General features: G+C 61.3%; 21 protein-coding genes. 4 read left to right on the top strand and 17 right to left on the bottom strand.

Annotated elements, in window-relative coordinates; translation table 11 throughout:
• Nucleotides 1-25: 25 nt before the first annotated feature.
• From kdpB to C5J24_RS13425, 7 genes are all read right to left on the bottom strand, one after another.
• Nucleotides 26-2113 carry a potassium-transporting ATPase subunit KdpB gene (kdpB, locus tag C5J24_RS13445; protein WP_105418488.1) on the bottom strand — a complete coding sequence of 696 codons (2088 nt, stop codon included), beginning with the start codon at nucleotides 2111-2113 and terminating at the stop codon, nucleotides 26-28.
• Between the two features lie 57 nt (nucleotides 2114-2170).
• Entirely contained in the window at nucleotides 2171-2323 is a 153-nt protein-coding gene (locus C5J24_RS31845) for a hypothetical protein (RefSeq protein WP_172723968.1), read from the bottom strand.
• Nucleotides 2324-2344: 21 nt separating this feature from the next.
• On the bottom strand, nucleotides 2345-4048 hold the full coding sequence (gene kdpA, locus C5J24_RS13440) for a potassium-transporting ATPase subunit KdpA (protein WP_105418486.1): 1704 nt from the start codon (nucleotides 4046-4048) through the stop codon (nucleotides 2345-2347).
• Nucleotides 4049-4115: 67 nt separating this feature from the next.
• Nucleotides 4116-4205: a K(+)-transporting ATPase subunit F gene (locus tag C5J24_RS13435; RefSeq protein WP_007760774.1), complete on the bottom strand. Its 90-nt coding sequence runs from the start codon at nucleotides 4203-4205 to the stop codon at nucleotides 4116-4118.
• A gap of 310 nt (nucleotides 4206-4515) precedes the next feature.
• On the bottom strand, nucleotides 4516-4680 hold the full coding sequence (locus tag C5J24_RS31840; RefSeq protein WP_172723967.1) for a hypothetical protein: 165 nt from the start codon (nucleotides 4678-4680) through the stop codon (nucleotides 4516-4518).
• 11 nt (nucleotides 4681-4691) lie between these two features.
• Complete coding sequence (locus tag C5J24_RS13430) at nucleotides 4692-4982, bottom strand: hypothetical protein (protein ID WP_105418484.1); 291 nt, start codon at nucleotides 4980-4982, stop codon at nucleotides 4692-4694.
• An 11-nt stretch (nucleotides 4983-4993) separates the two neighbouring features.
• The gene (locus C5J24_RS13425; RefSeq protein WP_105418482.1) at nucleotides 4994-5173 is read right to left on the bottom strand and encodes a hypothetical protein; all 180 of its coding nucleotides are present in this window, start codon (nucleotides 5171-5173) and stop codon (nucleotides 4994-4996) included.
• A 234-nt stretch (nucleotides 5174-5407) separates the two neighbouring features.
• Between C5J24_RS13425 and C5J24_RS13420 the strand changes: the two genes are divergently transcribed.
• Together C5J24_RS13420 and C5J24_RS13415 are read left to right on the top strand one after the other, a co-directional pair.
• Entirely contained in the window at nucleotides 5408-6655 is a 1248-nt protein-coding gene (locus C5J24_RS13420; protein WP_105418480.1) for an FAD-binding oxidoreductase, read from the top strand.
• A 102-nt stretch (nucleotides 6656-6757) separates the two neighbouring features.
• Nucleotides 6758-8056, top strand: a complete 1299-nt coding sequence (locus C5J24_RS13415) for an FAD-binding oxidoreductase (protein ID WP_172723966.1) — start codon at nucleotides 6758-6760, stop codon at nucleotides 8054-8056.
• Nucleotides 8057-8064: 8 nt separating this feature from the next.
• On the opposite strand, the gene C5J24_RS13410 is transcribed toward C5J24_RS13415, so the two are convergent.
• Nucleotides 8065-8721, bottom strand: coding sequence for a TetR/AcrR family transcriptional regulator (locus tag C5J24_RS13410; protein ID WP_105402151.1), 657 nt, complete (start codon nucleotides 8719-8721; stop codon nucleotides 8065-8067).
• Between the two features lie 213 nt (nucleotides 8722-8934).
• A complete protein-coding gene (locus C5J24_RS13405) occupies nucleotides 8935-9471 on the bottom strand; it encodes a gluconokinase (protein WP_105418476.1) in 537 nt (178 codons plus the stop codon).
• 170 nt (nucleotides 9472-9641) lie between these two features.
• On the opposite strand from C5J24_RS13405, the gene C5J24_RS13400 reads away from it, so the two are divergent.
• Nucleotides 9642-10880 carry a TadE/TadG family type IV pilus assembly protein gene (locus C5J24_RS13400; protein ID WP_105402153.1) on the top strand — a complete coding sequence of 413 codons (1239 nt, stop codon included), beginning with the start codon at nucleotides 9642-9644 and terminating at the stop codon, nucleotides 10878-10880.
• A gap of 3 nt (nucleotides 10881-10883) precedes the next feature.
• Here the strand turns inward: C5J24_RS13400 and C5J24_RS13395 are convergent, their stop codons facing one another.
• From C5J24_RS13395 to C5J24_RS13375, 6 genes are all read right to left on the bottom strand, one after another.
• Nucleotides 10884-11915 carry an AbrB family transcriptional regulator gene (locus tag C5J24_RS13395; RefSeq protein ID WP_105418474.1) on the bottom strand — a complete coding sequence of 344 codons (1032 nt, stop codon included), beginning with the start codon at nucleotides 11913-11915 and terminating at the stop codon, nucleotides 10884-10886.
• Nucleotides 11916-12085: 170 nt separating this feature from the next.
• Complete coding sequence (rirA, locus tag C5J24_RS13390; protein ID WP_046664702.1) at nucleotides 12086-12568, bottom strand: iron-responsive transcriptional regulator RirA; 483 nt, start codon at nucleotides 12566-12568, stop codon at nucleotides 12086-12088.
• Nucleotides 12569-12875: 307 nt separating this feature from the next.
• Nucleotides 12876-13001 carry a hypothetical protein gene (locus C5J24_RS32555; RefSeq protein ID WP_256427172.1) on the bottom strand — a complete coding sequence of 42 codons (126 nt, stop codon included), beginning with the start codon at nucleotides 12999-13001 and terminating at the stop codon, nucleotides 12876-12878.
• Nucleotides 13002-13080: 79 nt separating this feature from the next.
• Nucleotides 13081-14145 (bottom strand): M48 family metallopeptidase, encoded by a 1065-nt coding sequence (locus C5J24_RS13385; RefSeq protein WP_105418472.1) that lies wholly within the window; start codon nucleotides 14143-14145, stop codon nucleotides 13081-13083.
• Complete coding sequence (locus C5J24_RS13380; protein WP_105418470.1) at nucleotides 14135-15229, bottom strand: YjgN family protein; 1095 nt, start codon at nucleotides 15227-15229, stop codon at nucleotides 14135-14137. The genes C5J24_RS13385 and C5J24_RS13380 overlap by 11 nt, the downstream gene beginning before the upstream one ends.
• 179 nt (nucleotides 15230-15408) lie before the next feature.
• Nucleotides 15409-16905, bottom strand: a complete 1497-nt coding sequence (locus tag C5J24_RS13375) for a CoA-acylating methylmalonate-semialdehyde dehydrogenase (protein WP_105418468.1) — start codon at nucleotides 16903-16905, stop codon at nucleotides 15409-15411.
• A 123-nt stretch (nucleotides 16906-17028) separates the two neighbouring features.
• On the opposite strand from C5J24_RS13375, the gene C5J24_RS13370 reads away from it, so the two are divergent.
• Nucleotides 17029-17910 (top strand): LysR family transcriptional regulator, encoded by an 882-nt coding sequence (locus tag C5J24_RS13370; protein ID WP_105418466.1) that lies wholly within the window; start codon nucleotides 17029-17031, stop codon nucleotides 17908-17910.
• An 80-nt stretch (nucleotides 17911-17990) separates the two neighbouring features.
• Here C5J24_RS13370 and C5J24_RS13365 read toward each other — a convergent pair whose 3' ends face one another.
• A complete protein-coding gene (locus C5J24_RS13365) occupies nucleotides 17991-18236 on the bottom strand; it encodes a helix-turn-helix domain-containing protein (RefSeq protein WP_038539927.1) in 246 nt (81 codons plus the stop codon).
• 312 nt (nucleotides 18237-18548) lie between these two features.
• Nucleotides 18549-19547, bottom strand: coding sequence for a TRAP transporter substrate-binding protein (locus C5J24_RS13360; protein WP_105418464.1), 999 nt, complete (start codon nucleotides 19545-19547; stop codon nucleotides 18549-18551).
• Nucleotides 19548-19558 lie beyond the last annotated feature (11 nt).

Raw genomic sequence — 19558 nt, 5'->3', positions numbered from 1 at the left:
TTCGCGTGAAGAAAACGCGTAAAATTTAAGCGAGACCGATCGCGGTGATGATCATGTCGATCGCCTTGATGCCGACGAAGGGAACGAGGATGCCGCCGAGACCATAGATGAGCAGATTGCGGGAAAGCAGTGCGCCGGCGCCGATGGCGCGGTATTTGACGCCCTTCAGCGACAGCGGGATCAACGCGATGATGATCAGTGCGTTGAAGATGATCGCCGACAGGATGGCGCTTTGCGGCGTGGCCAGCCCCATGATGTTCAGCACGCCGAGCTGCGGGTAGAAGGTCAGGAACATCGCCGGGATGATGGCGAAATACTTGGCGATATCGTTGGCGATCGAGAAAGTTGTCAGGGCGCCGCGGGTCATCAGTAGCTGCTTGCCGATCTCGACGATCTCGATGAGCTTGGTCGGATCGCTGTCGAGATCGACCATGTTGCCCGCCTCGCGGGCGGCGACCGTGCCGGTGTTCATGGCGACGCCGACATCGGCCTGGGCGAGCGCCGGGGCGTCGTTGGTGCCGTCGCCGCACATGGCGACGAGCTTGCCCTTGGCCTGTTCCTCGCGGATCAGCGTCAGCTTGTTCTCAGGCGTCGCCTGGGCGAGAAAGTCGTCGACGCCGGCTTCGGCGGCAATCGCCGCCGCGGTCATCGGGTTGTCGCCGGTGATCATCACGGTGCGGATGCCCATGCGGCGCAGTTCCGCAAAACGCTCGCGGATACCGCCCTTGACGATGTCCTTCAGCTGCACGACGCCGAGCAGCCTGCCGTCACGGGCAACGGCAAGCGGCGTGCCGCCGGCCTTGGCGATTTCATCGGCGATCGCCTGCAGTTCGCGCACGATATCGGATTGCGGGCTGGCGGCGATTGCCGCATTGCCGGAGACCGGCATTGGGCCCGAGCCGACATAGGCGAGCACCGCATCGACGGCACCCTTGCGGATCTGAGAGCCTTCGAGATCGACGCCACTCATGCGGGTCTGGGCGGTGAAGGGGACGAAAGTTGCCTTGAGGCTCGCCATATCACGGCCACGGATCGCGTACTTTTCCTTGGCAAGCACAACGATGGAACGGCCTTCCGGCGTTTCGTCGGCAAGCGAAGCGAGCTGGGCCGCATCGGCAAGATCCTGTTCGGAGACGCCGCGGACGGGGCGGAACGAAGTGGCCTGGCGGTTGCCGAGCGTGATCGTCCCGGTCTTGTCGAGCAACAGCGTATCGACGTCGCCGGCGGCCTCCACGGCGCGACCTGACATCGCGAGCACATTGAAGCGGACGAGGCGGTCCATGCCCGCAATGCCGATCGCCGACAGCAGCGCGCCGATCGTGGTCGGGATCAGCGTCACGAACAGCGCGACGAGAACGATGATCGAGATCGAGCCGCCGGCATAGATCGCAAAGCTCGGGATCGTCGCCGTGGCGAGCACGAAGATCAGCGTCATGCCGGCAAGAAGGATGTTGAGGGCAATCTCGTTCGGCGTCTTCTGGCGCTCGGCGCCCTCGACGAGCGAGATCATCCGGTCGAGGAAGGTCGAGCCGGCAGCGGCCGTGATACGGACGCGGATCCAGTCGGAAAGAACTTGCGTGCCGCCGGTCACAGCCGAGCGGTCGCCACCGGATTCGCGGATGACGGGCGCGGATTCGCCGGTGATCGCCGCTTCGTTCACAGAGGCGACACCCTCGATGACTTCGCCATCTGACGGAATGATGTCGCCCGGTTCGACGAGCACGACGTCACCGACCTTGAGGCTCGTACCGGCGACCATCTTGTACTGGGTGCGGTCGCTGCCCGAGAGCAGCTTGGCCTGGGTTTCGGTGCGGGCCTTGCGCAGCGAATCCGCCTGCGCCTTGCCGCGGCCTTCGGCGACCGCTTCGGCGAAGTTGGCGAACAGCACGGTGAACCAGAGCCAGAGATTGATCTGGAAGGAGAAGCCGAGATTGCCGTTACCGGCCGCGAGGTCGCGGAGGAAGAGGACGGTCGTCAGGACCGAGACCGTGGCCACGACGAACATGACCGGGTTCCGGGCAAGGGTCCGCGGGTTGAGCTTCTTGAAAGCATCGCCTGCGGCCGGAATGAGGATGCGAGTATCCATGATGCTCGCGGATTTTGCCTGGCTCATAAGAGACTCCAGCTTTGAAAATGAGTTGGCTTGTCAATCGAGGCGGCGAAGGGTCGATCAGCCGCGCAAGACTTCGATCACGAGGACAACGGCAAGAATGACCGCCGTCATGATAAAAATTGCATAGGATCCGTAGGGGCTCTGTCCACCCTTGCCCCGCTTTTGCGAGGCAAGGGTGGACTGTCTGCGGAGGGCTTTGCGGATGCTCATGGCATTGCTCCCCTTGGTACCTCAAAACGTCTGGCCGGCGATCATGACCAGGTGTTCGACGACCGGACCGAGCGCCAGGGCGGGCATGAAGGTGAGGCCGCCGACGATCAGGATCGTGCCGACGAGCAGGCCGACGAAGAGCGGGCCATCTGTCGGGAAGGTACCTGCCGAGGCCGGAACCGTCTTCTTGGCGACCAGCGAGCCTGCGATGGCGAGCGCCGGAATGATGACCAGGAAGCGGCCCATCAGCATGCCGATGCCAAGCGTCACGTTGTACCAGGGCGTGTTGCCCGTCAGTCCGCCGAAAGCCGAGCCGTTGTTGGCCGCAGCCGACGTATAGGCGTAGAGGATTTCGGAGAAGCCGTGCGGGCCGGCGGTGCCGATCGAGGCGACGGCGGACGGCGTCACCGTGGCGATCGCCGTGAACACCAGCATGGCAAGCGGCAGGCAGAGGATGGCGAGCACGGCCATCTTCATCTCCTTCGCCTCGATCTTCTTGCCGAGATACTCTGGCGTACGTCCGACCATGAGGCCTGCCACGAAGACGGCGACGATGATGAAGAGGATGATGCCGTAGAAACCCGCGCCGACGCCGCCGACGATGACTTCGCCGAGCTGCATGTTGACGAGCGGGATCAGGCCGCCGAGCGCGGTGAACGAGCCGTGCATGGCATTGACCGCGCCGCAGGAGGCCGCCGTGGTGATGACCGCAAACAGCGACGACAAGGTGATGCCGAAGCGGACTTCCTTGCCTTCCATGTTGCCACCTTCAAGACCGAAGGCATGCATCAGCGGATTTCCGGCCGCTTCCGCCCAGTAGGTGATGCCGACGCCGGCGATGAACAGGATGCCCATCGAGGCGAGGATCGCCCAGCCCTGGCGCTGGTTGCCGACCATGCGGCCGAAAACGTTGGTGAAGGCAGCCCCGATCGCGAAGATCGACAGCATCTGGATGAGGTTGGAGATCGCATCCGGGTTTTCGAACGGATGGGCGGAGTTGGCGTTGAAGAAACCGCCGCCATTGGTGCCGAGCATCTTGATGGCAAGCTGCGAGGCGACCGGGCCGAGCGCGATGGTCTGCTTGGCGCCTTCCAGCGTCGTCGCTTCGACATAGGGCCCGAGCGTCTGCGGCACGCCGAGATAGACGTAAACCAGCGTCAGCACGATGCAGATCGGCAGCAGGATATAGAGTATGGCGCGGGTCATATCGACCCAGAAATTGCCGATCGCCTTACCCGATGCGCGCGAGAAGGCGCGGATGAGACCGACGGCGATCGCCATGCCTGTCGCGGCGGACAGGAAGTTCTGCACGTTGAGGCCGACCATCTGGGTGAGATACGACATGGTGCTTTCGCCGCCATAGTTCTGCCAGTTGGTATTGCTGACGAAACTGACGGCGGTGTTGAAGGAAAGCTCGGGCGGAACGGCACCCATGCCCGCCGGATTATAAGGCAGGCCGGCCTGCAGGCGCATTATCGCGTAAAGCACGACAACGCCGAAGAGGTTGAACATCAGCAGCGAGACGGCATAGGAAGCCCAATGCTGTTCTTCGCGTTCGCTGGTGCCGGCCATGGCATACAGTCCCCGTTCGATCGGAACGAGGACGGGTGACAGAAACGTGCGCTCGCCTGAAAAGATACGCGTCATGTAACCGCCGAGCGGTTTGACGAGCGCGATGATGATCCCGCAGTAAAGCAGGATCTGAAGCCATCCGTTGAGGGTCATTTGGAGTTAACTTTCAATACCCGGCTGCTTGGCTGGAAGCGCCAGTTCTTTTCAAAAGCGTTCTTTTTCAGAAGCGTTCGGGGCGAATGAGAGCGTAGGTGAGGTAGACGGTGAGGAACACCGTCACGGCACCGCTCAGGACATAATCGAGGATCATCGGTATTTCTCCCTTCAAAGCCTGTCGCAGGCGCGGGTATAGGCAAAGCAGAGACCGAAGAAGACGACTGCGGTGCCGAGTAGAATGACGTCCAACATTGATCTGGACTCCTGTTGTTAAGGCGAGGCCGGACAGGACAAGGGTGCCATCCCTTGAAGACGGCACCTTGAGTGCTTTCGGCTTGGAAACGATCTTTTGCGATCTCCCGGACGCTAATATGCGGCGCGACCGCATAGGGGTTCGAGACGGAGCGCAGAGGAAAGAAATAAAAATCCTATAGGAATTTCGTTCTTTCCGGCGGCGATTGCCCTCAGGAAGCGGCCGCAAAGGTTATGGCATAGGCGAAAACGAGCACCATCAGCATCACCGCGAGCATGCCGAGAATGATGCTCGATGCACGCAGATAGTCCGGATTCCCGAAATTCCGGGAGCGCGGATAGACAACTCCGCGCACATGGTGAACGGCCTTGGACATCGGCATTCTCCTCATCCCCGTCCGACGATCTTCATGCGGGGATCGATCGCCCTGGGGACCCTGACCGGGGTCTCAAAAATTGGCCCGAGGCTCAAGGTCACGTCTTCCGGCACGCAGCAGACGGCACCCGGCGTGCGATCACTTTCGAACATGGCGAAATGCACCGCCGACGCCCGATCGGTGAACAATCCGCCGACGAGGCCATCGCGGTCGGAGACAATCCAGCGGCCGCCGGCATCGCGGCCGACCGTGAAACGCACTCCACGCGAGGGAGGTTCGACTTTCGACATTGCCTTGCTCATCGTGCTTCTCCTCAAGCCACCATCATGGAAACGAGGCCGGCGACGCAGAGGCCGAGACCGATGACGCCGAGGAGCCTCAGGAAGACCCCGAGATTCGCATCGACCGGGCGATCTGGCTGCGACAGCCGGCGCTGCCGGGCCTTGGCTTCAGCAAGATGCAGGAAGTAGACGCTCCCCAGACGACCAAACATTTCAGTCACTCCTTGTTGGGATCGGCCCGCGGCATTGTCCGCGCGGAGCCCGCATCGAAACCGATGCACGATCCGAAAGGTAGCGACGGCCCCATAGGCTTTCGATTGGAGGTGCCATGCGAAGAAATAGGGAATCCATATAAGCAACCGTGATTTTTCGTTTGCGCCGCAGCATTCCGGGCGGCATGTTGAAATCCTCGAACGATAAAAGACTTGGGAAATGGAATTCAGATCATGACAGCAGATGCGATCGTGCTGGGAGCCGGCATTGTCGGCGTTTCGACGGCATTGCAGCTCGCCCGGCGCGGCAAATCGGTGGTGCTTGTCGATCGGAAAGAACCCGGCATGGAGACCTCCTATGGCAATGCCGGCCTGATCCAGCGCGAGGGCGTCGTGCCCTATGGCTTCCCCCAGCAATTCGGTCTGATCCTGCGCTACGCCCTGAACAACCGCATCGATGCGCACTTCCACTGGAAAGCCATCCCCTCGGTCACCTCGTTCCTGGCGAAATACTGGTGGCATTCCAACCTGACCCGCCATCAGCTGATCGCCCGCGCCTACGCGCCGCTGATCGAGCACTCGATCGCGACCCATAACGAGCTGATCGAGGAAGCTGGAGCTCAAGACCTGATCGCCAAGAACGGCTGGACGGAGGTGTTCCGCACCCGCGGCAAGCATGATGGCGAGATCGGCGAGGCCGAGCGGCTTCGCAAGGAGTATGGTGTCGCCTTCAAGGAACTTTCGCCTGCCGATATCGCCGAGCAGGAGCCCAATCTGTCCAACGATTTCGTCGGTGGCCTGCGATGGGAAGACCCTTGGTCAGTCAAGGACCCGCTGGCGCTGACGCGCGCCTATGTGGCGCTGTTCGAAAAGCTCGGCGGCCGCGTGCTGAAGGGTGATGCCAAGAGCCTGTCGCAGACCAAGACCGGCTGGCGGATCGTCGCGGGCGAAGGCACGGTGGAAGCCAAGGATGTGGTGGTGGCGCTCGGCCCCTGGTCCGATACGGTTACCAAACCGCTCGGCTACAATTTCCTGGTCGGCGTCAAGCGCGGCTATCACATGCACTATTCGGCCAAGGGCAATGCCAAGCTCAACGGCTGGACCATGGATGCGGAACGCGGTTATTTCCTGGCCCCTATGAACCAGGGCATCCGATTGACGACAGGCGCCGAATTCGCCCGCCGCGATGCGCCGAAGACGCCTGTTCAGCTGGAACGCGCAGAAGCGGTGGCGCGGAGCATCTTCCCGCTCGCAGAGCGGCTCGACATAGAGCCCTGGATGGGTGCCCGCCCCTGCACGCCGGACATGATGCCGGTGATCGGCAAGGCGCCGCGCCACGACGGCCTGTGGTTCGCCTTCGGTCACGCGCATCACGGCCTGACGCTGGGCCCGGTGACCGGCCAGGTGATTGCCGAGGCGATCACGGGGCAGAAGACATTGATCGACATCTCGGCCTACAGGCCGGAGCGTTTCAACGCCTAGTTCTGCTCGAGTGAGTGGGGCGGCCTGCGAGCAGCGGGAACTGTCGGAACATGCCCTGCGCGTGACCGACGTCGAATGCGAAGCCTTTTCGGACGGTGTGAGATGGCCTTTAGACCGGCAAACAATCCAGGCCATACGAATTCATGGTATGCGGCGTCCGCGAAGGACAAGCAGGTCCGCCCTGCCCTCGACGGGGCGATAGAGGCGGATGTCTGCGTTATCGGTGCCGGCTTCACCGGCATTTCCGCGGCGCTCGAACTTGCCGAACGCGGATATTCCGTCGTGGTGCTGGAAGCGGAGCGCATCGGCTTCGGCGCATCGGGCCGCAATGGCGGTCAGATCGTCAACGGCTACAGCCGTGATCTCGAAACCATTGCCGGCCGTTACGGGCGCGACAAGGCGGTGAAGCTCGGCGCCATGTCGCTCGAAGGCGGCGAGATCATCCGCAGCCGCGTCGCGAAATATGGGATCGACTGCGACCTGGTGCATGGCGGCTTCTTCGCAGCCTTCACGGACAAGCAGATCCGCGAAATGGAGCACCACAACGCTGATTGGGAACGATACGGCCATGGCGGGCTGGAGATGGTCTCCAAGGCGGATGTCGGCAAATACGTGAAGACCGATCGATATGCCGGCGGCATGATCGACAAGCTCGGCGGCCACATCCACCCCCTCAACCTCGTGCTTGGGGAAGCTGCGGCGTTCGAAAGCCTTGGCGGACGCATCTTCGAAGCCTCGCGCGTGACCGGCCTCGACATGGGCGGAAAACCGGTGGTGCGGACAGAAAGGGGTTCGGTGAAGGCCTCGTATGTGCTCGTCTGCGGCAATGCCTATCTCTCTCCGCAGTTTCCGGAGATCAGCGGCCGGATGATGCCGGTTTCCAGCCAGGTGATGGCGACGGAACCGCTCGACGCGGCGCTGATCGAGAGCCTGCTGCCCGCCAATTACTGCGTCGAGGACGCCAATTACATCCTCGACTACTACCGGCGCACTGCGGACAACCGGCTGCTTTACGGCGGCGGCATCGGTTACGGCGGACACGACCCGAGCGACCTCACGGGCGTCATCCGGCCCAATATGCTGAAGACGTTTCCGCAATTGAAGGACGTGAAGATCGACTATGCCTGGAGCGGCAATTTCGCGCTCACCCTGACGCGTATCCCGCATATGGGGAAACTGTCGGACAAGGTCTATTTCTCGCACGGCGACAGCGGCCACGGGGTGACTACCACCCATCTGCTCGGCAAGATTCTCGGCGAGGCGGTCGCCGGCCACGCGGAACGCTTCGACATCTGGTCGTCGCTCCCCAACCTGCCCTTCCCGGGCGGCCGCACCTTCCGGGTACCGCTCACCGTGCTCGGCGCCTGGTGGTATGGGTTGCGCGACCGACTGGGTATCTGATCAAGGGATCAGAGAGAAACCGGGAAGCTGCCTGTAAGGTAGTAGGTCGCTTGCGCCCGAACGATGGACTTGAACTGCGCCACGGTTCCGGCGGCTTCGTCTTCCGGAATCATGAGAGCCAGCCGCAGGGTGGCGCCGGCCATGTGAAACATCACCAGAAGCGTCTGCGCATAACTTTCTCGCAGCGGCTGTTCAACGAAAGGTTCGGTCGCCTTGTAAAAGACGTCGGCCTGGAAGCGGGTCTCGGCGATATCGAGGTCCGCAAGCGCCTTGTCCGCCTGGATGGCATTCAGGAGATCCTGGGTCGCGGGCCTTTCCCGCATATTGTAGTAGTACAAATCGAAAAGCTCGGCCGGTGCCTGCAGAGCTTCTTCTGCCGTGGTGATCCTTCCGATCTGCTCCGTCACCAGGGTACGGACCTCTTCGGCGTAACTCTCGTAGAGCGTGGCGATGATGGCGGACTTGTTGGGGAAATACTGATAGACCGATGCGATAGGCCCGCCGGAGAGGGCGGCTATCTCCTTCATGGTCACTGCGTCGATGCCCTTCTGGCCGATCAGTTCCATGGATACTTTCAGGATTTCATCGATGCGCTCGCGGCTCCGCTCCTGTTTCGGCACCCGGCGAAGGGAACCCCGCCCTGGTCCTTGCGTCGAATCTGGCATCCGCAAACCGTCTCCTCAAACACCTGCCAACCGCTGCCTTCGTTGCCGGTGAGGTTTTCCGGTAGCCGAGGGCAGAATTGCTTGAACACAAACTGTTTGTTTATACGACGCCCGAAGAGCATCGGATCACGAAGGCCGGTAATTTTTAGAATACTTTCCACGCCGATGCACAAGACAGAACATCGAAGAAAACGGTAGCTTAAATCCTATTATCTATGCTCCAGTGAGCGCGGTAATACCTTCGAAAGCCTTATCGACAATGGTATCGACACTTGCGTCGATGTCGACAGTTACCACTCCGGCCTCATGCTCCGGGCTTTCCAGGGTTGCAAGCTGGCTCTGAAGCAGTGACGCCGGCATGAAATGGCCGGTACGCGCGCCCATCCGTTGCCCAAGCACCTTGGGGTCGCCGGTGAGGAAGACAAAATAGAGCGTGCCGCCGCTCTCCCGCCGCAACCGGTCCCGATAGGTTTGTTTCAAGGACGAGCACGACACCACCACGCTTTCGCCCCGTCCCCTCGCCTCGGCCAGTTGGTTGCCGATCAGATCGAGCCATGGCCAGCGGTCGTCGTCGGTCAGCGGAATCCCCTTCGCCATCTTGGCGACGTTCGCCTCCGGATGCAGACGGTCACCCTCCACGAAAGCGCAGCCGAGACGCGCGGCGAGGTGCTCGCCCACCGATGTCTTCCCCGACCCGCTGACACCCATGACGACGACGGCAAGAGGGGACGTGAGTTCGATTGCGGGCATAACTGACTTCCATTTGATAACGCGTTCAGGAGGCGGCAAGGCCGAATTGTGGAGATCGCAGTTAACCTCGGGTTTTCCAATTCTCTTACGGGAACCTTAGAGAGACTACGATAAAAGGACCCACCTTCAACCGAATTCCGCCCTCCAAATCCAACTCGAGATCCACGATCATGCGGCGACTCATCAATATTATTGCGCCTCGCGTTTATCACATCCTGCGCGATACGGGCGGCAATTTTGCGATAGCGACTGCTCTCGCGCTGCCGGTTCTCCTGACGACCGCCGGCGGGGCGGTTGATTTCACCCAGGCCTCGTTCGAACGCAGCCGGCTGCAGGGTGCGCTCGATGCGGCTGTGCTCAGCGCCGTTGCAAAACCTGATATCGCCAGTCAGCGCCGGGAAGCGCTGCGCTTTCTGACCGATACGGTTCCGGAAGAGACCGACCTCGACACCGCGCTTGTCGTTGCCGCGAATAGCGACGGCAGCCTGACGGGTACCTATGCCCAAGGTGTCCCCACCAATTTCCTCGGCCTGCTCGGTATCCACACCATCGACGTCAAGGTCCGATCCACCGCCATCGCGAACAAGAATGCGAAGCCTTCAGGCGCATGCATCTACGTGCTCGGCAACGTGTCACAGGCGGTTCTGATCAATTCAGGCGCCAACGTGCAGTCGGAGAAATGCGGCGTGGAGGTCAGTTCGACCCAGAACCCGGCCTTCATCATGAACGGCGGGGCGACGATCGATACGGTCAGCTTCTGCGTTGCCGGCACCCAGTACATCAAGAACGGCGGGACGCTCAGCAACCTGAAGCCGGGCTGCAAGGTTTCCGGAGATCCCTATGCCGGCAGCATTGCCGAGCCTACCGTCTCCTCCACCTGCACGACCAGTGGCACCAAGGACGGAGCGGTGCAGGAAATGGCTCCAGGCGTCCATTGCGGCACCACCTTCAACGGATCGCCGAAGATCACGTTCAAGCCCGGGCTCCATATCATCAAGGGCCGGATGATCATCAATTCCGGTTCGACGGTCGTCGCAGAGGGCGTGACCTTCTATTTTCCCGACACCGACAGCGAAATCCGCGCCAATGGCAACTTGAGCTTCACGGCGTCGGCACCGACCAGCGGCACCTACAAGGGCATCCTGATGTTCGAAAAGACCAGCGATACCGCCAACAATGCCCGCAAGCAGCAATACATCTTCAACGGTTCCAATGGCGAAACGCTCAAGGGAGTGATCCATCTTCCAAACCGCGACGTCACCTACAATTCGACGACGAACCAGACGAACCTCATCACGCTGGTGGTCAACACCATGATCATGAACTCGTCCAACTGGAAGATCGAACCCTATACGGGCGCAGCCGGTGGAAGCGGCTCCGAGATTACCTCGGTGCGCCTCGTCAACTGACGCTCAACGCTGCCGGGCGTCCTTGCCGAGCACGATTGGCATCAGCACCGACAGGAACATCAGCCGCAACACGTGGTGGGCGCCGACATAGGTCGGATCGGCATGCAGCATGACAGCCATCGCCGACATTGTTTCGAGCCCACCCGGCGCAAAGGCGATCAGCGCCGCATCGAGCGGCACGCCGGTCAGATATGAAACCCCGCCGGCAATCGCCGCCGCAAGCACGATGACGACCACGGTCACCACGCCGCCGGCCACGAAAGCGGTGCGCAAATCGGTAATCGACACGCCGCAGAAGCGCGTGCCGATGACCGAACCGAGGATGACGTAAGTCGGAACCAGCAGCCAGTCCGGAACGCCGCCGCTGACGAACCCCGTCACGTGCGTGGCGATCGACACCACGACGCCGCCCAGCAGCAGGGCTGCCGGAAAATTCCAGCGCATGAACAGCAGGCCGAACAGCGCTGAGACCGCAAGCATGACCAGGAGAACGGGTGTGCTCATCGCCAGAGGCACCAGAACCGGATCGGTGCCGACCAGATCGAAGATCTCCACGATCAACGGAACCGTAACCGTCAGTGCCAGCACGCGCACGCTCTGGCCGACACTGACGGCGCGCAGGTCGCAACGGGTTTCGGCGGCGAGGCTGAGCACGTAACTCAGATGGCCGGGGGAAGAGGCGAGAAGCGCGGTGATCCGGTCATAGTGGAAGAACCGCTGCAGCACCCACGAGCTTGCATAAAGCAGGATCACCACCGCCACGAGCACCATGACGAAACTCAGAGGCCAGGTGCGCGCCGCGACGATCACCTCCGGCGTGACAGTCGCCCCCATCGACACACCGACGACGATGAAACAGACGTTGCGGACCTTCGCCGGCACCGCCAGGTTCAGCCCGGCAAGCCCTGCAACGGTGATCGCGATTGCCGGACCGATGAGGTAAGGAGCCGGAAAGGCAATGAGAATTGCGATCAGCGCACCGGCAGTACCGATCAGCGCAGTCAGCGCGAAGGTGCGCAATTCCGAAAGGGGCATGGCTTAATCCTGAAGGCGCCACAGGAAAGAAAACTGACAAAAGCCAGAAAAACGCCTAGTCCCCTTCTATTGCAAATGGGCGGGAGGTCAACCTCTTCTGCCGCATACGGGGACAGCAAAAAGGCGCCGGCCTCAACGGCGGCGCCTTCAAGAAGCAGGAACGGGCAGGATCAAGCGGCCGGCGCGATGACCTTCGGGATGGCCTTTGGCAGATGCAGCATATCGATGCCCAGCAGAAAATTGATCTGCGGACGCGCCTTGACGAGGTCGTCGATCGTGTATTCGGCGAGCACGTCGAAGAAAGCGTTGAGCGCCTTGCGAAGCGCAGCATTCAGGCCGCAGCTGTCAACAAGCGGGCATTCCGCGACTCCCTCTTCGAAGCACTCCGCCATGGCAAAGCTGTCTTCAGTCACCTTGATGACATCGAAAAGGGTGATGCGATCGGCAGCGCGGCCAAGCCTTACGCCACCGTTGCGACCGCGCACGGTTTCCACCAGGCCGGCCTTCGTGAGCGGCTGGAGGATCTTGAAGAGGAAGAGTTCGGAAACACCGTATGCTCTTGCGATCTCGGGGATCCGGCTGAGGTGGCCTTCGTTGGCGGCACAATACATCAGCATCCGTACTGCGTAATTCGTCTGTTTGGTCAAGCGCATGCTGGTCTCCCGAGACTCGTACCCGCCCTATATAATGGCTCCGCTAGTTTTGAACAATTCCAAAATAAGAAAATTGTCATCAAGTTTTCGCGCTGCGCCAGCTTGCCTTCATCGGCGCGGAATTCAAGCGACGAATTGTTCGTCCACAATCGAAGACCGGAAAGCCGAATTCACGCTGGATCAGGGGGATAGGCAGACCTCCGGGCGGGCTCTCCCGGGAAGACCTCGCTTTATTATGGGTCGATTTCCCGCAGCCTCAGTTCGCTATTCCGGATCCGCGGCGGCGCCGGAAAAGTTTCGGCTCGCATCAACTGGTCATCGCGATCGCCACCCAGGCCGGGACAGCTACCACCACCATTGCAGCCAGCAGGCTAAGGCCGATCTTCGCCAGATACGCGCGGCGGGCACGCTTCGCATCCCACTCGTACACCATGGACATACATCCCCACTCCTACTCCGCGGACTAAATTAGGATAGTCTGCGGAAACGTCAATGGAGGCTATCGATCACGGCTACCTTGCCTGAAGCCTACCTTCCAGTTCAGCGGCATAATTGCGGATGTCCTGCTGGCGCTGCGGGGTGCCCGGATGGCTCGAGAGAATGTTTGCGTCTTCATGATCTCCAAGCTTGTCTTCGAGGACCGCGAAGAAGCGGGCCAGTGCTGCCGGGTCGTAGCCGGCTGCACGCATCAGCTCGACAGACCGGCGGTCCGCCTCCGCTTCCGCGGCCCGGGAATAGGACAGCGCCACCAGTGCGCCGCCCTGTGTGAGGATGTCCTCGACGCCCGAGCCGACATCGCCGGCAATCAGCATGACCAGCGCGGCGACGCCTGCGGCGCGGTAGAGCTGCCGCAGGCTGTGCTCGCCTTCGACGTGGGCGATCTCGTGGCCGAGCACGCCAAGAACCATTTCTCGGTCGCCGCCGGCGAGCTTCACCAGATCGTCAGTGAGGATCAGGCTGCCGTCCGGCAGCGCGAAGGCGTTCGGGCCGATCACGCCGCCATCCCGGAAGTAGAGATGATAGGCCTTTTGCCCCCCCTTCGAATGGACGGCGAGTTTTGCGAAGCCGTCGGAAATCGCCTGCCGTTCGCCTTCCGGCAATTCGGACGGTTTCAGGATAGTCCGATCGAGGGATGCCAGCGTGCCGGAGCCGATCAGTTCCGGCACGAAGGGCGGCGTTACCAGGACGGCGACCTCGACCAGCACGGGGACTGCAAACCGATAGATCGAGACGGCAAGCAGCATGACGGCAATCGTCATGACGATCAGTCGCGGATGGAACTGCTCCAGCCGGTGGATCAAGCCGCCGCCGGCGCCGCGCTTGCCGTGGAGATAGGTGTCGATCCCGTCGTTGTCGCGCGTCTCGAACACGGAACCGTCCGGGAAACTCACCCGCCGCGGGATCGAGCCGACCCGCGCGCTGATCTCGGCCCGCTCCGGCACAGCCGATGCGAGAACCCGCCCCTCTTCCGCTGCGACGAGGAGAGTGCCGTCCTCGCGCAGGACGGCCTCGATTGCGCGGCTGGAATTGGCTGGATGCCATTCGCCTTTCGCGATGACCGCTCCGTCAGAAACCAAAGTCGAACCCTTCCATATCCATGTATTCGGCGCTGATCGCAGCACCGCTCGCCTCGATCGAGGCGAGGATTTCGCCCGGGTCGCCGTTGATGCGGATACCGGTGTGTTCGTTGACATACCGCGCCATCCGGACCGCCGCCCAGGGGCGCATCAGCCCGAGCGTCAGCACGGTGACGATCACATTGCTGATTGCGATCCAGGCATAACGCGGCCGGGAGATATCGCTGACCAGCTGATGGCGGCCGTCGAGCTCCGCCGCCGACCAGGCGACGTTGCGCGCACCCGCCCGGTAGAAGAGACCAGCAATACCGTAGAGGATGAAATAGATGAAGAGACCGGCGTAGAGACCGACGATGCTCAGCACGGTCATCTGCGTGTTCGTCAATTCGGCGCTCTCGCGCATGACGGTCGCGGCACCCATGATCGCGATGAAGGCAATGAACCCGAAGATGATGCTGCCCAGGAACACGATCAATGCCGGCAGGATCCAGACGCCATAAAGCCGGCCAAGCTGGGGGTCGCTGGAAAACGGCCGGTCGCCGTAACGCAGATTGTTGAAGAGGTATCGCCAGGTCCAGCGGCTCGCAAGCGGCGCCAGGATGCCGAAGGAAATGAAGGCTACCAAGCTGCCGAGCATGATCGCAACGAAGGCGCCGCCTGCCGTGCCGACGAAATCGAAACGCACGTTGCGATAGCTCGTCACCCGGGCGTTGAAGCGCAGGCTGCGCTTGATGAGCCACGGCAGAGCGATCAGGATCAGGATCGGGGTCACGATGCCGACTGGCGGAAAGATCGCCGTGCCGATGTTGAGCACGATCACGAACGCGGTGACGATCAGCCGGCCGATAAAGATCTGCTTGCCGGTCGCGTGATATTCGAAGGCACGGTCGAGAACGACCGTGTTGCCGTAGAAATATCGCATGCGCCGCACCTTCGCCCAGGCCGAATAGATGCTGAGGGTGATGATCGTCAGCAGAACGTTGACGATCCAGATGCCGAAATATTCGCTGGCGCTGCCGGTGAAGGATGCGCGTTCAAAAGACTGTCCTTCCGCCGCCCGAGGCGCCGTCTCTGCCATTGCCATGATGTCGTGTCCCCTTGCCGAATACCGTCGAGACGGCCGCCTGCCCGATTCTTCGCCTCATTGTAAGGCCGCGACATGCCATTTCAATCACTGCTCTACATCGCGACGAAGCTTTCAACCGCCAAAATAAAAACGGGCCTCCGAAGAGGCCCGCCTGATGCTCTGTCCTGATTGTCGTTCTACTTCATCGTCGGCATGACGAATTCCGCACCGTCCTTGATGCCGGACGGCCAGCGGGCGGTGATCGTCTTGGTCTTGGTCCAGAACTTGATCGAATCCGTGCCATGCTGGTTCAGATCGCCGAAGCTGGAGGCCTTCCAGCCGCCGAAGGAATGGTAGGCAAGCGGAACCGGGATCGGCACGTTGATGCCGATCATGCCGATATTGATGCGGCTGGCAAAATCGCGGGCGGCATCGCCATCGCGGGTGTAGATCGCAACGCCGTTGCCGTATTCGTGCTTCATCGGCAGATCGAGCGCTTCCTCATAGTTGTGGGCGCGGACGACCGAAAGGACCGGACCGAAGATTTCCTGCTTGTAGATGTCCATCTCGGGCGTGACGTTGTCGAACAGCGTGCCACCGACGAAATAGCCGTTCTCGTAACCCTGCAGCTTGAAGCCCCGGCCATCGACCAGAAGCTTGGCGCCTTCCTCGACGCCGCGGTCGATCAGGCCGTTGATGCGGGCATGAGCTTCCTTGGTGACGACCGGGCCCATGTCGGCCTTGTCGTCCGTATAGGGACCGATACGCAGGGACTCGATCTTCGGGATCAGCTTTTCGACGAGACGGTTGGCGGTTTCCTCGCCGACCGGGACAGCAACCGAAACAGCCATGCAGCGCTCGCCGGCCGAGCCGTAGCCCGCGCCCATCAGCGCGTTGACGGCCTGGTCGAGATCGGCATCCGGCATGATGATCATGTGGTTCTTGGCACCGCCGAAGCACTGCGCACGCTTGCCGTTCATGGCAGCCGTACCATAGACGTAGCGGGCGATCGGGGTCGAGCCGACGAAGGAGATGGCGCCGATATCCGGATCGGTGAGGATCGCGTCGACGGCCGCCTTGTCGCCGTTGACGACGTTCAGGATGCCGGCAGGCAGGCCCGCTTCGATCATCAGTTCGGCAAGGCGGATCGGAAGTGACGGGTCACGCTCCGACGGCTTGAGGATAAAGGCATTGCCGCAGGCGATCGCCGGCGCGAACATCCACATCGGGATCATGCCCGGGAAATTGAACGGGGTGATGCCGGCGCCGATGCCGACCGGCTGGCGCATCGAATACATGTCGATCTGGGGACCGGCGCCTTCGGTAAACTCGCCCTTCGACAGGTGCGGGATGCCGATCACGAATTCGCAGACTTCCAGGCCGCGGATGACGTCGCCCTTGGAATCCTCGATCGTCTTGCCGTGTTCGCGGGACAGCATTTCGGCGAGCTCGTCCATGTTCTGGTTGAGCAGGTCGACGAATTTCATGAACACGCGGGCGCGGCGCTGCGGATTGGTGGCAGCCCATTTCGGCTGGGCCTGCTTGGCGTTTTCGACGGCAGCGCGGATTTCCGAAACGCTGGCGAGCGAAACCTTCGCCTGGACTTCGCCGGTTGCCGGATTGAAGACGTCAGCCGCGCGGCCGCTGGTGCCGGCGACATGCTTGCCGCCGATGAAATGCCCGATCTCACGCATGGGTATGCTCCTCCTGCCTTTTGTGGCGATCTTTTTTGAATAGCCGAGGATACTCTCAGATTTGCACAAGGCAACGCCGTAGTTTACGCATCCGTTGTGCAAATTTCGACATTGGAGCCTCTGATGAACTGGGACGATGTGCGTATGTTTCTGGCGGTCGCCCGCACCGGCCAGATCCTGTCTGCTTCGCGGCGGCTCGGTGTCAACCATGCGACGCTCGGGCGAAGAGTGACGGCACTGGAGGAGGATTTGCGCACCCGCCTGCTCATCCGCCGCACAAATGGCTGCGAGCTGACCGCCGAGGGCGAGGTGTTCTTCCGGGCCGCCGAGCGGATGGAAACGGAGATGCTGGCGGCGCAGGCGAGCACCGGGCGGATCGACGCGGCGATCGCCGGCACGGTCAGGATCGGTGCGCCCGACGGTTTTGGGGTCTCCTTCCTTGCCTCGCGGCTCGGGCGGCTGACGCGCCGGCATCCGGAACTCAAGCTGCAGCTGGTGCCCGTGCCGCGATCCTTCTCGCTCTCCCAGCGGGAGGCGGATATCGCCATCACCATCGAACGTCCGGAACAGGGCCGGCTCGTCTCTTCGAAACTGACCGATTATACGCTGGGCCTCTATGCCTCGAAGTCCTATCTCGATCAGGCCGGAACCCCGCGGACGGTCGAGGCGCTGAAAAGCCATCCGCGCATCGGTTACGTCGAGGACCTGATCTTTTCGCCGTCCCTGAATTTTACAGGCGAGGTGATGCGGGACTGGGATGCGAGCTTCGAGATTTCAAGCGCCATCGGCCAGACCGAGGCGGTGCGTTCCGGGGCCGGCATCGGAATCCTGCACGACTATGTGGCGCGGCAATATCCGGAACTGGTGCGCGTGCTGCCCGAGACCATCATCCGGAGGTCCTACTGGACCACTTATCATGAAACGACGCGCGACCTGATGCGGCTGAGGACGGTGGTGGAGTTCCTGAAGGAACTGGTCGACGGGGAAAGCTACATCTTTGTGTGACGGACAGGACGGCCTTCAAGAGGAAAAAGAAGAAGACCCAAAACAGGGTCCGGCCGCCGAAGCGGCCGGAAAACCTTGTATCAAGAAGGCAGGAAGGTCGTAACCGGAACCTTGAGTGCCGCGGCAATGCGCTTCAGCTTGGCCGGGTCGGCATCGGTGCCGTTTTCAATGCGAACGATCTCGTCGTTGACGAGGCCGGTCGTGATGGCAAGCTCTTCGATGCTGTAGCCGACAGAACGTCGCGTTTCGGCGACGGCTGAGGCAATGTGCTGCGGAGAAAGCTTCGCTCCATTGGCGGATGCGAAATTATTGATCGAAATTGTCATTGTATGCTCCTTCTGGAATGGCCTGCCGAAAACCGGTCAGGTGAAGGGGGACGAACGCCCTAGACGCAGGAGTCTAAAAAATTAGGCACCGGCTGCCGCAAACATAGGCATGCTAACGGCCGAGACAAGGGCGATTACTGCAGTGCACAAAAATGTGTTCGCTTTCGGGTCGAAAGAAGGCGGCGTCTCTTTACCCGGCGCTGTCAAAATGGCCGGAATCGGGCATTTTTGCCTTAAATCGAGCTGAAAAAACATGAATGGCACCGCTTTTGCGGTGCCACATTAAATTTTCTTAACTTTCAAAAAAACGCATCAGGCCGACTGAATCGACTTGATCCTGTCGATGCCTCCGACGATCGCGGCAAAATCCTGCCAGACGCCTTGAGCGCCCTTCTGCCATTCCTCAAAGGCTTCCGGCTTCAGCAATTTGCCGCCATTCTTGAGCGACACGGCAACGGATGCCGCCTCGTCGTCGACGATGAGCTGGTTGAAATAGGCGGCCCCTTCCTTCGACGCCTCCTGGAAGACCGCCTTCTGCTCGGCGTTCAACTGGTTCCAGAAGCTGGCGGAATAATAGATGACGCCGGACGCCCAGATATGGCCGGTTTCGGTCATGCAGGGGACGACTTCATAAAGCTTGAAGCCGGCATAGGCGGATTTGGTGAGATCCATGGCGTCGGCGACGCCGGTCGCCAGCGCATTGTAGGTTTCGGTGATCGGAATGCCGACCGGGGCGGTACCGAAGGCGGCCCACAGCTTGGTGTGCAGCGGGCTCTGGATGACGCGGATCTTCTTGCCCTTCAGCTGTTCCGGGCGGGTGACCGGCTCCTTGGTCAAGAGATGGCGGGCGCCGTAGTTGATGAAATCGCCGATCACGAAATTCTGGGCGGCGAGCTTCTGCTTGAGATCTGCACCGACATTGCCGTCGACCGTCTTGCGGACATGGGCTGCGTCGCGGAACAGGAACGGCAGATCGAGGACCTGCAGCTCCGGTACCCAGCCGGACAGTGACGAGACGGTGGAAAGGCTTGCCTGCACGGAACCGAGGCGGGCGCCTTCTGCCACTTCCTTCTCGCCACCGAGCGCACCGTTCTTGACGACGTTGAACTTGAACTGGCCGGGCAGCCTGGCTTCCACCAGCTCGCCGAGCTTCACCCAGATCTTCGATTCCGGCTTGTCGTCGCCAAGCAGCGAGGCGGTGGTGATCGTCGTCGTGCGAGCGGCCGCGCTGCGCACGAAAACCGGAGCGGCGAGCGCCGCGCCGGTTGCTGCGGCAGTCTTCAGAAGGGTTCGGCGGTTGATGTTGTCCATGTCTCAGGTTC

The organism is Neorhizobium sp. T25_27 (assembly GCF_002968565.1).
Classification (GTDB): Bacteria; Pseudomonadota; Alphaproteobacteria; order Rhizobiales; family Rhizobiaceae; genus Neorhizobium; species Neorhizobium tomejilense.
This window is presented reverse-complemented; position numbering and strand designations above follow the sequence as displayed.